The sequence below is a fragment of the Uliginosibacterium silvisoli genome, assembly GCF_036017035.1.
Classification (GTDB): Bacteria; Pseudomonadota; Gammaproteobacteria; order Burkholderiales; family Rhodocyclaceae; genus Viridibacterium; species Viridibacterium silvisoli.
Map to the genome: position 1 here is coordinate 61377 of NZ_JAYXHS010000001.1, position 14077 is coordinate 75453.

A 14077-nucleotide genomic window follows, 5' to 3' on the forward strand; every position below is an offset into this window, starting at 1 on the left:
CTTGGAGACCGTAGCTTCACGGCCCTTACGAACGAGTTGATTGATTGTTGGCATTACTTTCCTCGGGATCGCACCACCAAGCCGGTACCAACACCAGCAATCGGGCCGCAATCAAAAATTCAGGCTAGCCAGAATGGCCGGCCCACAAACAAAGACGCGGGAGTATAGGGACCTCCCGCGCCCGCGTCAACTTACCTCCGCTCGATCAAGCCTCTGCGGAGCCCTGCAATTGTGTTTCCACGCCTGCGTCCGCTGGCACATCCGGAGCACCGACGATATTGCCGCCGATGTCCACCGTGATACCCTGGCCGCGACGGGTGCGGTGATAAGCCAGACCCGTACCTGCCGGAATGAGACGACCGACGATGACGTTTTCCTTCAAGCCACGCAGCTCGTCGCGCTTGCCCATGATGGCAGCCTCGGTAAGCACACGCGTCGTTTCCTGGAAGGAAGCGGCGGAGATGAACGAATCCGTCGACAGCGATGCCTTGGTGATACCCAGCAGCATGTGCTCGTAAGTAGCAATCTGCTTGTCTTCGGCGATCGCCTTGTCGTTTTCGTCCAGCAGGTCCGAACGCTCGACCTGCTCTTCGCGGATGAAGCGGGTATTGCCCGGATCGCTCACGACCACACGGCGCAGCATCTGGCGAACGATCACTTCGATGTGCTTGTCGTTGATCTTCACGCCTTGCAGACGATAGACGTCCTGCACTTCGTCGATGATGTAACGCGCCAGCGCTTCGACACCTTGCAGACGCAGGATGTCGTGCGGATCGGCCGGACCGTCGACGATCAACTCGCCGCGCTGGACGACCTGACCATCGTGCACCATCACATGCTTGTCCTTCGGAATCAGGAACTCATGTGCCGTGCCATCCGGCTCGGTGATGACCAGACGTTGCTTGCCCTTGGTGTCCTTACCGAACGACAGCGTGCCGGTGTATTCCGCGAGCATGCCGGCATCCTTCGGCGCACGTGCTTCGAACAGCTCGGCCACGCGCGGCAGACCCCCGGTAATGTCACGTGTCTTGGCAGACTCTTGCGGGATACGTGCCAGCACGTCGCCCTTGTGAATCTGCTGACCGTCCTTCACGGTGATCAGCGAGCCGACCTGGAAGGTGATGGTTACGGCGTGATCCGTACCCGGGATCTTCACTTCTTCGCCCTGCTCGTTCAGCAGCTTGACCTGCGGACGCACGCCCTTCGAAGGCGAGGTACCGGCACGACGCTTCGCATCAATGACCACCAGCGTGGACAGACCGGTGACTTCATCGATCTGCTTGGCGACGGTGGCGCCCTCTTCCACGTTCTCGAACTTGATCGAGCCATCATGCTCGGCCACGATCGGACGCGTGTGCGGATCCCAGCTGGCGAGTTGCGCGCCGGCCTTGATGGTCGCGCCTTCGTCGATCAACAGTGTTGCGCCATACGGCAGCTTATGACGCTCACGCTCGCGGCCGATGTCATCGGCAACGATGATTTCAGCCGAACGCGAGATGACGATCTTCTCGCCCTTGGCGTTCGTCACGTAACGCATATTGCCGGTCTGGAAGCGGATCGTACCGGCCGACTTGGCTTCGACGGAGCTTGCCACGGCCGCACGCGATGCCGCGCCGCCGACGTGGAAGGTACGCATCGTCAGCTGAGTGCCAGGCTCGCCGATCGACTGGGCGGCAATAACACCGACCGCTTCGCCAACCGCCACGCGATGGCCACGACCCAGGTCGCGGCCATAGCAAGCACCGCACAGACCGTAACGCGTATCGCAGGTCAGCGGCGTGCGCACGCGCACTTCGTCGACACCGAGCGAGTCGATCAGATCGCAACCATCTTCGTCGATGATGTCGCCTGCGAAAATCACGGACTCCTGCGTTTCAGGATTGACGACGTCATCCGCCGCAACGCGGCCGAGGATACGTTCGCGCAAGGCCTCAACGACTTCACCGCCTTCGATCAGCGCCTTCATGACGAAGCCGCTGGTCGTGCCGCAATCATCCTCGATGACCACCAGATCCTGCGTCACATCAACCAGACGACGCGTCAGGTAGCCGGAGTTCGCCGTCTTCAACGCGGTGTCGGCCAGACCCTTACGAGCGCCGTGTGTCGAGATGAAGTACTGCAGAACGTTCAGGCCTTCGCGGAAGTTCGTCGTGATCGGCGTCTCGATGATCGAACCATCCGGCTTGGCCATCAGACCGCGCATACCAGCCAGCTGACGGATCTGTGCAGCCGAGCCACGTGCACCGGAGTCGGCCATCATGTAGATGGAATTGAACGACTCCTGCTTCGTTGCCTTGCCTTCGCGATCGATCACATCTTCCTGGCCGAGCTGCTCCATCATGGCCTTGGCCACCTGGTCACCGGTACGGCCCCAGATATCCACGACCTTGTTGTAGCGTTCGCCGTCAGTCACGAGACCCGACGCGTATTGCTTGGCGATTTCCTTCACTTCGTGCTCGGACGCGCCGATGATGGCTTCCTTGTTCTTCGGAACCAGCATGTCCTTCACGGCGATCGAGATACCGGCACGCGTCGCGAGACGGAAACCGAACTGCATCAGCTTGTCGGCGAAGATCACCGTTTCGCGCAGACCGCAGCGACGGAACGAGGTGTTGATCAGACGCGAGATTTCTTTCTTCTTCAGCGCCTTGTCGATCACGCTGAATGGCAGACCCGCAGGCAGGATTTCGCTCAGCAGCGCGCGGCCAGCCGTCGTGTCGTAACGCGTGACCTTGTCGGTACGCTCGCCGCTTTCGCTGACTTCGACTTCGCGGATACGCACCTTGACCTTCGCGTGCAGCGAGATCTGGCCCGACTCATAGGCGCGCTTGACTTCGGTCGTATCGACGAAAGCCATGCCCTCACCCTTCGAGTTCACGCCAGCACGGGTCGCGTAGTACAGACCCAGCACCACGTCCTGCGACGGAACGATGATTGGCTCACCGTTGGCAGGCGACAGCACGTTATTGGAGGCCAGCATCAGCGTGCGGGCTTCCATCTGTGCTTCCAGCGACAGCGGCACGTGAACGGCCATCTGGTCACCGTCGAAGTCGGCGTTGAAGGCCGCGCAAACCAGCGGATGCAGCTGGATGGCTTTGCCTTCGATCAGCGTCGGTTCGAACGCCTGGATACCCAGACGGTGCAGCGTCGGTGCGCGGTTGAGCATCACCGGATGTTCGCGGATCACCTCTTCGAGGATGTCCCACACCACCGGCTCTTGCGACTCGACCACCTTCTTGGCTTGCTTGATCGTGGTCGCCAGGCCCATCAGTTCGAGCTTGTTGAACACGAATGGCTTGAACAGCTCGAGCGCCATCAGCTTCGGCAGACCGCACTGATGCAGCTTGAGTTGCGGGCCCACGGTAATCACGGAACGACCGGAGTAGTCCACGCGCTTACCGAGCAAGTTCTGACGGAAGCGACCGCCCTTACCCTTGATCATGTCAGCCAGCGACTTCAGCGGACGCTTGTTGGCGCCCGTCATGGCCTTGCCGCGACGACCGTTGTCGAGCAGCGAGTCGACGGCTTCCTGCAGCATGCGCTTTTCGTTGCGCACGATGATTTCAGGGGCCTTCAACTCAAGCAGGCGCTTCAGACGGTTGTTACGGTTGATGACGCGACGATACAGATCGTTCAGGTCGGAAGTAGCGAAGCGACCGCCATCCAGCGGCACCAGCGGACGCAGGTCCGGCGGCAGCACCGGCAGCACTTCCATGATCATCCAGTCAGGCTTGATGCCCGATTGCTGGAAGGCCTCGAGCACCTTCAGGCGCTTGACGATCTTCTTGATCTTGGCTTCGGAACCGGTGGTTTCCAGCTCCGAACGCAGACGCTCGACTTCGGAAGCGATGTCGATGCCGCGCAGCAGGCCGCGGATACCTTCGGCGCCCATCAGTGCAGTGAATTCGTCGCCGAACTCTTCGGTCTTGGCGATGAAGTCATCTTCGGTCAGCAACTGACCGCGCAGCAGCGGCGTCATGCCAGGTTCAACGACGACGAATGCTTCGAAGTACAGCACGCGTTCGATGTCGCGCAGGGTCATGTCGAGCACCATGCCGAGACGGCTTGGCAGGCTCTTCAGGAACCAGATGTGTGCCACGACCGAGGCCAGCTCGATGTGACCCATGCGCTCGCGACGCACCTTCGACAGCGTGACTTCAACGCCACACTTCTCGCAGATGACACCACGATGCTTCAGGCGCTTGTACTTGCCGCACAGGCACTCATAGTCCTTGACCGGGCCAAAGATCTTGGCGCAGAACAGACCATCGCGCTCAGGCTTGAACGTGCGGTAGTTGATGGTTTCCGGCTTCTTGACTTCACCGTACGACCACGAACGGATCTTGTCGGGCGAAGCGAGGCCGATGGTAATGGCATCGAACTCTTCTTCGTTCGGCAGGGTTTGTTTGAACAGATCAGCGAGCAGGCTCTTCATGTATCAGTACTCCAGTCCAGTCACGGCTCAGTAACGTTCGAGATCGATGTCGATGGCGAGCGAGCGGATTTCCTTCACCAACACGTTGAAGGATTCCGGCATGCCTGCATCGATACGGTGTTCGCCCTTGACGATGTTTTCGTACACCTTCGTACGACCCGTCACGTCATCGGACTTGACCGTCAACATTTCCTGCAGCGTGTATGCAGCGCCGTAAGCTTCCAGCGCCCACACTTCCATTTCACCGAAACGCTGACCGCCGAACTGGGCTTTACCACCCAGCGGCTGTTGCGTGACGAGGGAGTACGGGCCGGTCGAACGCGCGTGCATCTTGTCATCCACCAAGTGATGCAGCTTCAGCACATGCTTGTAGCCAACCGTCACTTGACGCTCGAAAGCCTCACCGGTACGGCCGTCATGCAGCGTCACCTGACCACCCGTGTCCATGCCAGCGAGCTTGAGCATGTCGACGATTTCCTCTTCGGTCGCACCATCGAACACCGGCGTCGCGAACGGCACGCCCTTCGACAGATTGCCGGCCAGTTCGACGACTTCGTCGTCCTTCAGGCCGTCGAGGTCTTCGCTCTTGCCGCTACCGTTGTAGATCTCGCCGAGGTACTTGCGCACTTCCTTGATGTTGGCTTGTGCTGTCAGCATGGCACCGATCTTCTTGCCCAGACCCTTGGCAGCCCAGCCCAGGTGAGTCTCGAGAATCTGACCGATATTCATACGTGAAGGCACGCCCAGCGGATTCAAGACGATGTCCACCGAAGTACCGTCAGCCATGTAAGGCATGTCTTCGACCGGAACGATCTTCGACACCACACCCTTGTTACCGTGGCGACCGGCCATCTTGTCGCCAGGTTGCAGACGACGCTTCACGGCCAGATAGACCTTGACCATCTTCTGCACGCCAGGTGGCAGCTCGTCGCCTTGCGTGAGCTTCTTCTTCTTGGCTTCGAAAGCCAGGTCGAAGTCCTTGCGGGTCTTTTCCAGACCTTCGCGCAGTTGCTCGAGTTGCTGGGCGATGGCGTCGTCCGCCATGCGGATGTCGAACCAGTTGTACTGCTCCAGATCGGCCAGATAAGCCTTGTCGATCTTGGTGCCCTTGGCGAGCTTCTTCGGACCGCCATTGGCAACCTGACCACCGATCAGACGCTCGATACGCTCGAAGGTGTCGCGCTCAACGATGCGCATCTGGTCGGCGAGGTCGAGGCGATAACGCTTCAGTTCGTCGTCGATGATCTGTTGCGCACGCAGGTCGCGCTCGATGCCTTCACGCGTGAACACCTGTACGTCGATGACAGTGCCGTTCATGCCGGACGGCACGCGCAACGAGGTGTCTTTCACGTCCGAAGCCTTCTCGCCGAAGATGGCGCGCAGCAGCTTCTCTTCAGGCGTCAGCTGGGTCTCGCCCTTCGGCGTGACCTTGCCGACAAGCACGTCACCGGCTTCGACTTCGGCACCGATGTAAACGATACCTGCTTCGTCCAGACGCGACAGTTGCACTTCGCCCAGCGACGCGATGTCGCGGGTGATGTCTTCAGGCCCCAGCTTCGTGTCACGTGCAACGACTGTCAGCTCTTCGATGTGGATCGAAGTGAAACGATCGTCGGCAACGACGCGTTCGGAGATCAGGATCGAGTCTTCGAAGTTGTAGCCGTTCCATGGCATGAATGCCACCAGCATGTTCTGGCCAAGCGCCAGCTCGCCAAGGTCGGTCGATGCGCCGTCGGCAATTACGTCGCCCTTGCCGATACGGTCACCGATCTTCACGACCGGACGCTGGTTGATGTTGGTGTTCTGGTTGGAACGCGTGTATTTGATCAGGTTGTAGATGTCGACGCCGACTTCACCCGGCACCGTTTCATCGTCGTTCACACGGATCACGATACGGCCAGCGTCGATGTAGTCCACCACGCCGCCGCGCAGGGCCTGCACGGTCGTACCCGAGTCAACTGCCACGGTACGCTCGATACCGGTGCCGACCAGCGGCTTTTCCGGACGCAGGCAAGGCACGGCCTGGCGCTGCATGTTGGCACCCATCAAGGCGCGGTTCGCGTCATCGTGCTCGAGGAACGGAATCAGCGAGGCAGCGACCGACACGATCTGCGATGGCGACACGTCCATGTACTGGATCTGTGCCGGCTCGACGAGGGTGAATTCACCCTTGTGACGGGCAGAGACCAGCTCGCCAGTCAACGCGCCCTTCTTGTCCACATCGGCATTCGCCTGAGCAATGACGTACTGGCCTTCTTCGATCGCCGACAGGAAGTCGATCTGGTCGGTCACCTTGCTGTCGATCACCTTGCGATAAGGCGTTTCGAGGAAGCCGTATTCGTTCGTGCGACCGTACACGGCCAGCGAGTTGATCAGACCGATGTTCGGGCCTTCAGGCGTTTCGATCGGGCATACGCGACCATAGTGGGTCGGATGCACGTCGCGCACTTCAAAGCCAGCGCGCTCACGCGTCAGACCGCCCGGTCCAAGTGCCGACACACGACGCTTGTGGGTGATTTCCGACAGCGGGTTCGTCTGGTCCATGAACTGCGACAGTTGCGAGGAACCGAAGAACTCTTTGATCGCGGCCGAGATAGGCTTGGCATTGATCAGGTCGTGCGGCATCAGGTTGTCGCTCTCGGCCTGGCCGAGGCGCTCCTTGACGGCGCGCTCAACACGCACCAGACCGGCGCGGAACTGGTTCTCTGCCAGCTCACCCACCGAACGCACACGGCGATTGCCGAGGTGATCGATATCGTCGATTTCGCCGCGGCCATTGCGCAGTTCGATCAGCACGCCGATGACAGCCAGGATGTCTTCGTTCGACAGCACGCCCGAACCGGTCTCGTCACGCGAGCCAACGGTCTCGTAGAAGCGCTTGAGCCACTCCGGTGACTTGTCCTCGATCTTCTCGGGGTAAGCACGGCGGTTGAACTTCATACGGCCTACAGTCGACAGGTCGTAACGCTCTTCGGCGTAGAACAAGCCGTTGAACAGCGCTTCGACTGCGTCTTCAGTGGGCGGCTCGCCTGGACGCATCATGCGATAGATCGCCACGCGCGCTTGCCACTGGTCCAGCGTTTCATCGGAGCGCAGGGTCTGCGAGATGTAGCCGCCACGATCCAGATCGTTGATGTACAGGGTCTTGAACGACTTCACGCCAGCAACTTGCAGCTTGGAGATCAGGTCTTCCGTCAGCTCGTCGTTGGCGCGCGCCAGTACTTCGCCCGTTTCCGGGTCGAGAATGTCGGTTGCCAGCACGCGGCCGACGACAAAGTCCTCTGGCACTTCGGTCGACGTGATGCCTGCAGTAACGATGTCGCGCGTGTGCTTGGCGTTGATGCGCTTGTCCTTGCCGACAATGACATTGCCCTTGCCGTCAGCAATATCAAAGCGAGCAATTTCGCCACGCAGGCGGTCCGGAATGATCTCGAAACGGATCGTCTCGCCTGCGAATTCGAATGCGTCGAAGTCGTGGAAGGTGGACAGGATCTGCTCGTGCGTCATGCCGATGGCCTTGAGCAGGATCGTCACGGGCATCTTGCGACGACGGTCGACGCGGAAGAACAGGAAGTCCTTCGGATCGTATTCGAAGTCGAGCCAGGAGCCGCGGTACGGAATGATACGAGCCGAGAACAACAGCTTGCCGGAGCTATGCGTCTTGCCACGATCGTGCTCGAAGAACACGCCAGGCGAACGGTGGAGCTGCGACACGATGACGCGCTCGGTGCCGTTGATGACGAAAGAACCAGTCGTCGTCATGAGCGGAATCTCGCCCATGTAGACTTCCTGCTCCTTGACTTCCTTGACTGGCAGCTTCATCGAGCCGTCAGCTTGTTTGACCGCCGAAGCTTCGCGATCGCGAATGTTCAGACGGACACGTGCGCGCAGCGGCGACGCGAAGGTCAGGCCGCGTTGCTGACACTCCTTCACATCGAAAGCCGGTTCACCGAGAATGAAATGCACGAAATCGAGATCCGCATTCCCCGAGTGCGAGGAGATCGGGAAAATCGAGGTGAAGGCAGCTTGCAGCCCCTCGTTTTTCCGCGCTGAAGGCGGTACGTCCGCCTGCAGGAATGCGGTATAGGATTCCAGCTGGGTAGCCAGCAGGAAGGGCACATTCAGAACGCTTGCCTGTTTCGCAAAGCTTTTCCGAATGCGTTTTTTCTCGGTATAGGAGTACGCCATGAATGCTCCGTGTCAAGAGTCCAACGTCACAGGACAAAAGACAGCGCTGTCGGGATGACAACGTTGTTTTGTGGCCTCGACGGGCTACTCGTGAATCTGAAATACTGCCAAGCGGTCTCTGAATCCCGCTCCGACTTCTGAACCATCGCTCTGGCAACGCCTGATTGCAGCGCGCAGATACGTTCCAACAAAGCACAAAAGGGTTGGCAGCCGTGGCTGCCAACCCTGCATTGCGAAGGCCGAATTACTTGATTTCGACCTTGGCGCCAGCTTCTTCCAGTTGCTTCTTGAGAGCTTCTGCATCAGCCTTGGCAATACCTTCCTTGACAGCCTTCGGTGCGCCATCAACCACGTCCTTGGCTTCCTTGAGGCCCAGGCCGGTTGCTGCACGCACAACCTTGATCACTTCGACCTTCTTGTCGCCAGCTGCCAGCAGCATGACGGTGAATTCGGTCTTTTCTTCAACAGCAGCAGCGGCACCGCCACCACCAGCAGCCGGAGCAGCCATGGCTGCAGCGGACACACCAAACTTCTCTTCAATGGCCTTGACCAGGTCATTGAGTTCCAGAACGGTCATGCTGTCCAGGCTGGACAGGAATGCATCTTTATCGAATGCCATTTTGATTTCCTAACTTAAATTGGTTTGCAAAGTTTCAAGCGTTGTCTCAGGCCGCAGGGGCTGGCTCAGCAGCCGCATCAGTGGCCACGTCCGCTGCCAGTTCGGCAACTGGGCCACCCTTCTGCTCGGCGATCGCGGCGAGAACGCGCGCGAAGCGAGAGATTGGCGATTGCATGAGGCCGAGCAGTTGCGCCAGCAGCACTTCCTTGCTGGGAACGGAAGCAAGCGCTTGCACGCCAGCCTTGTCCAGCACCTTGCCACTGTACGAACCTGCGCGCAGCACAAGCTTGTCGTTGGTTTTTGCGAAATCGCTGAGCACCTTTGCCGGCGCAACCGGATCCGTACCAATGCTGTAAATCAGCGGGCCGGTCAGTTGGTCGGAGAGGCCGGAGAAGGCAGTGTCAGCCACTGCACGCCGGGCCAAAGTGTTCTTCAACACACGCAGGTAAACGCCTTGTTCGCGGGCCTTCGCACGCAGCTGAGTGAGATGTCCCACTTCAATGCCACTGTACTCGGCGACCACGATCGTTTGAGCGTTCGCTACCTGTGCTGACACTTCGGCTACTACAGCCTTTTTGTCATCTAGATTGAGACTCAAGGTCAGCTCCTTAATTAACGAGCCCCACCGGATTCGCATCCGGCAAGACCCAACAACGGCGACCTCAAATTCAGGGGTTTGCTGCAAGACTGCAGCAAACCGGAAACCTGTTTCCGGGTAACGCCATCTGCGCTGGGCAGTGCTTGCGCACTGATTAAGCAAGGCCTCGACTGCTTGCCCTGCCCCAACGGTCTTTGACAACCCTGCTCCGAAACGCTCTTCACAAAACTGTCTTGCTGAAGCGTTACAGTGCAGGCCCAAAGTCCTGCGGGCGCGCTCCGCATCGCAGAGCACGCCCGACTTTCATTTTTTACTGCGCTTGCGTTGTAGCGGGCTCGACGCGGACACCGGCGCCCATCGTGGACGACACAGCAACCTTGCGCAGATACACACCCTTCGACGAAGCAGGCTTGGCCTTGACCAACGCTTCGATCAGCGCGCCAAGATTTTGCTGCAGCGAAGCCACTTCGAACGACGCACGGCCGATGGTGGCGTGCACGATACCGGCCTTGTCGGTACGGTATTGCACTTGACCTGCCTTGGCGTTCTTCACGGCGGTCGTGACATCCATGGTCACCGTACCAACCTTCGGGTTAGGCATCAGACCACGTGGGCCGAGGATCTGGCCCAGTGCGCCGACGACGCGCATGGCGTCTGGCGTAGCAATGCACAGATCGAACTCGATATTGCCTGCCTTGACTTGCTCAGCCAGGTCATCGAAACCAACGATGTCTGCACCAGCAGCCTTGGCTTCCTCAGCCTTGGCGCCCTGGCAGAACACTGCCACGCGAACGGTCTTGCCGGTACCAGCTGGCAGCACGACGGCGCCACGCACGACCTGGTCGGACTTCTTTGCATCCACGCCGAGATTGATCGAAACATCAACCGATTCGTTGAACTTGGCGTTGGACAATTCCTTGACCAGCGCCAGCGCGTCAGCCACAGGATAGAGTTTGTTGCGGTCGACCTTGGCACGCAGGGCCTGGACGCGCTTTGAGAGCTTAGCCATCTTAGAGGCCCTCCACGGTGATGCCCATGCTGCGGGCAGAGCCAGCGATGGTACGGACAGCGGCTTCCAGATTGGCGGCCGTCAGATCCTTCATCTTGGCGTTTGCAATTTCTTCAACTTGGGCGCGCGTGATCTTGCCGACCTTGTCGGTGTGCGGCTTGGCCGAACCGGACTTGATACCGGCAGCCTTCTTGATCAGCACAGTCGCCGGAGGCGTCTTCATGATGAACGTGAAGGACTTGTCCGCGTAAGCGGTGATCACCACAGGAATTGGCAGACCTGGCTCCAGACCTTGGGTTTGTGCATTGAAGGCCTTGCAGAATTCCATGATGTTCAGGCCGCGCTGACCCAAGGCCGGGCCGATTGGGGGCGAGGGATTAGCCTTGCCCGCAGGCACTTGCAGCTTTACGTAGCCAACGATTTTCTTTGCCATGACGGCTCCTTGTAATGAGTGATAGCGCGTTTTCAACAGCCTTGCGGCAATTTACTGGCGCTCCTCGTACCGGGGAAACGGCCCCGGCTCCGCACTAAAGCCCTGCGAGATGAACGATCAGACCTTCTCGACTTGTGCGAACTCCAGCTCCACAGGCGTCGCACGACCGAAGATGGTCACCGACACATGCAGACGGCTCTTTTCGTAATTGACGCTTTCGACGCTGCCGTTGAAGTCCGCAAACGGGCCTTCCTTGACGCGCACGTATTCGCCCACTTCGAACAAGACCTTCGGACGTGGCTTTTCGACGCCCTCCTGGATCTGGCTCATGATCTTTTCGACCTCCTTGGCGGAGATCGGCGTCGGCTTGGTGCCCGTGCCTCCGATGAAGCCCGTGACCTTCGGCGTACTCTTGATCAGATGCCAGGTGTCGTCTTCCATGTCCATCTCGACGAGGACATAACCAGGGAAGAACTTGCGTTCGGTCACACTCTTCTGACCGTTCTTCATCTCGACGACTTCTTCGACCGGCACCAGAATCTGGCCAAACTTGTCTTGCAGTCCGGAACGCGCAACGCGCTCAGTGAGCGCGCGCTGTACAGACTTTTCGAATCCGGAATAGGCGTGAACGACGTACCAACGTTTGTCACTCATGACTTCCACCCCAATAGCCAGCTGTAAATTGCAGTTTCGACACTCTTGTCGATCACGAACAGCACGATGGCCATGACAACCACGAATGCAAAAACGGCACCGGTCGTCTGCAGCGTTTCCTTCTTGGTTGGCCACACAACCTTGCGCGCCTCAACCCAGGAATCACCCGCAAAACCCGCAAAGCGCTTACCCGGCTCGGTCGTCCAGCCAACAGCAGCACCCGCAACCACACCCGCGATAACGCACAGCACACGCAGCACCATGGCTGCATTGCCGAGCAGATAGAAACCGGCCACGCCCGCAACAATCAGCAGCAGCGCCAGGACAAACTTGATTTTATCGGCCATCAGTACAGCCTATTTATAAGGTGGCAGGGGCGGAGGGCCTCGAACCCCCAACCTTCGGTTTTGGAGACCGACACTCTGCCAATTGAGCTACGCCCCTGCGCAGAGACTGTAAAGCGCCCGCGGAAAAACTTTCCCACGAGCGCCGCATAAAGACACACAATCCGGCGCCCCAACAGCGCCGGACCTTCAAGCAATTACTCGATAATCTTTGCAACAACACCTGCACCGACGGTACGACCGCCTTCACGGATGGCGAAGCGCAGACCTTCTTCCATGGCGATCGGGGCGATCAGCTTGACGGTGATCGACACGTTGTCGCCTGGCATGACCATTTCGGTGCCTTCTGGCAGCGCGATAGAGCCGGTCACGTCCGTGGTACGGAAGTAGAACTGTGGGCGGTAGTTGTTGAAGAACGGGGTGTGACGACCACCTTCGTCCTTGGACAACACGTAGATTTCGCCGGTGAAGTGGCTGTGCGGCTTGATCGAGCCCGGCTTGGAGAGAACCTGGCCGCGCTGGATGTCTTCGCGCTTGGTGCCGCGCAACAGGATACCGACGTTGTCGCCTGCCTGACCTTGATCGAGCAGCTTGCGGAACATTTCGACGCCCGTGCAGATGGTCTTGACGGTGTCCTTAATGCCGACGATTTCAATTTCTTCGCCGACCTTGACGATGCCGCGTTCGATACGGCCGGTCACGACGGTGCCACGACCTGAGATCGAGAAGACGTCTTCGATTGGCATCAGGAACGGCTGATCGACAGCGCGCTCTGGCGTGGGGATGTAGGTGTCGAGGGCTTCAGCCAGGGCCATGATGGCGCCTTCGCCGAGGTCACCCTTGTCGCCTTCAAGAGCCTTGAGAGCCGAGCCCTTGACGATCGGGATGTCGTCGCCAGGAAAGTCGTACTTGGACAGGAGTTCGCGCACTTCCATCTCGACGAGCTCGAGGAGTTCGGCGTCGTCAACCATGTCGCACTTGTTCAGGAAGACGATGATGTAGGGCACACCGACCTGACGCGCCAGCAGGATGTGCTCGCGGGTTTGTGGCATGGGGCCGTCGGCAGCGGAACAGACGAGGATGGCGCCGTCCATTTGTGCGGCACCGGTAATCATGTTCTTGACGTAGTCGGCGTGGCCGGGGCAGTCAACGTGTGCGTAGTGGCGGTTTGCCGTTTCGTACTCGACGTGTGCGGTGTTGATCGTGATGCCGCGTGCCTTTTCTTCTGGCGCTGCGTCGATCTGGTCGTATGCCTTGGCGGCACCACCGAACTTGGAGGCGAGCACCGTGGTGATCGCTGCCGTCAGCGTGGTCTTGCCATGGTCAACGTGACCAATCGTGCCCACATTCACGTGCGGTTTCGTCCGCTCAAACTTTTCCTTGGCCATCGCTTAACCCCTTACCCAATCAATCCAGACTACGAATATGAATGAAAACAAAATTCACTTTAAAAATCATGGTGCCCATGGCGTGGATTGAACACGCGACCTCTCCCTTACCAAGGGAGTGCTCTGCCACTGAGCTACATGGGCTTCCTAGCGATTTTGCAGAAGCTGCAAAACCTGACCTGCAAAACCGGCCGCAACACAAACCAGTTCCTGAAACAATTCTGGAGCGGGTGAAGGGAATCGAACCCTCGTCTTAAGCTTGGAAGGCTTCAGCTCTACCATTGAGCTACACCCGCAAACACGAGCCGCCTTGCACGCCAGCAACAACAACCAGCTGCCAAGCCACTCAGGAACGAGACTCACTCCATTCCAACCGCAAACTTCTCGCAACAAAACCACAAACAAACTG

9 protein-coding genes and 3 tRNA genes are annotated in these 14077 nt (G+C 58.9%); all 12 read right to left on the bottom strand.

What is annotated here, in order from left to right; genetic code table 11:
* Window positions 1-205 precede the first annotated feature (205 nt).
* The 12 genes from rpoC to VVD49_RS00350 all read right to left on the bottom strand — a co-directional run bounded on the left by rpoC (window position 206) and on the right by VVD49_RS00350 (window position 13964).
* Entirely contained in the window at window positions 206-4435 is a 4230-nt protein-coding gene (rpoC, locus tag VVD49_RS00295) for a DNA-directed RNA polymerase subunit beta' (RefSeq protein ID WP_327597123.1), read from the bottom strand.
* A gap of 27 nt (window positions 4436-4462) precedes the next feature.
* Entirely contained in the window at window positions 4463-8623 is a 4161-nt protein-coding gene (gene rpoB / locus VVD49_RS00300; RefSeq protein WP_327597124.1) for a DNA-directed RNA polymerase subunit beta, read from the bottom strand.
* Window positions 8624-8867: 244 nt separating this feature from the next.
* Complete coding sequence (rplL, locus tag VVD49_RS00305) at window positions 8868-9242, bottom strand: 50S ribosomal protein L7/L12 (RefSeq protein WP_327597125.1); 375 nt, start codon at window positions 9240-9242, stop codon at window positions 8868-8870.
* A 46-nt stretch (window positions 9243-9288) separates the two neighbouring features.
* A complete protein-coding gene (gene rplJ, locus VVD49_RS00310; protein WP_327598923.1) occupies window positions 9289-9840 on the bottom strand; it encodes a 50S ribosomal protein L10 in 552 nt (183 codons plus the stop codon).
* A 310-nt stretch (window positions 9841-10150) separates the two neighbouring features.
* A complete protein-coding gene (rplA, locus tag VVD49_RS00315; protein ID WP_327597126.1) occupies window positions 10151-10849 on the bottom strand; it encodes a 50S ribosomal protein L1 in 699 nt (232 codons plus the stop codon).
* A 1-nt stretch (window position 10850) separates the two neighbouring features.
* Window positions 10851-11282, bottom strand: coding sequence for a 50S ribosomal protein L11 (rplK, locus tag VVD49_RS00320; RefSeq protein ID WP_327597127.1), 432 nt, complete (start codon window positions 11280-11282; stop codon window positions 10851-10853).
* Between the two features lie 117 nt (window positions 11283-11399).
* Window positions 11400-11936, bottom strand: a complete 537-nt coding sequence (gene nusG / locus VVD49_RS00325; RefSeq protein WP_327597128.1) for a transcription termination/antitermination protein NusG — start codon at window positions 11934-11936, stop codon at window positions 11400-11402.
* The gene (secE, locus tag VVD49_RS00330) at window positions 11933-12283 is read right to left on the bottom strand and encodes a preprotein translocase subunit SecE (protein ID WP_327597129.1); all 351 of its coding nucleotides are present in this window, start codon (window positions 12281-12283) and stop codon (window positions 11933-11935) included. Before secE ends, nusG begins: the two co-directional genes overlap by 4 nt.
* A gap of 21 nt (window positions 12284-12304) precedes the next feature.
* Window positions 12305-12380 (bottom strand) — tRNA-Trp (locus tag VVD49_RS00335).
* A 97-nt stretch (window positions 12381-12477) separates the two neighbouring features.
* Window positions 12478-13668 (bottom strand): elongation factor Tu, encoded by a 1191-nt coding sequence (gene tuf, locus VVD49_RS00340; protein WP_327597120.1) that lies wholly within the window; start codon window positions 13666-13668, stop codon window positions 12478-12480.
* A 69-nt stretch (window positions 13669-13737) separates the two neighbouring features.
* Window positions 13738-13812: transfer RNA gene (locus tag VVD49_RS00345), tRNA-Thr, on the bottom strand.
* Between the two features lie 78 nt (window positions 13813-13890).
* Window positions 13891-13964 (bottom strand) — tRNA-Gly (locus tag VVD49_RS00350).
* Between the last annotated feature and the right edge of the window lie 113 nt (window positions 13965-14077).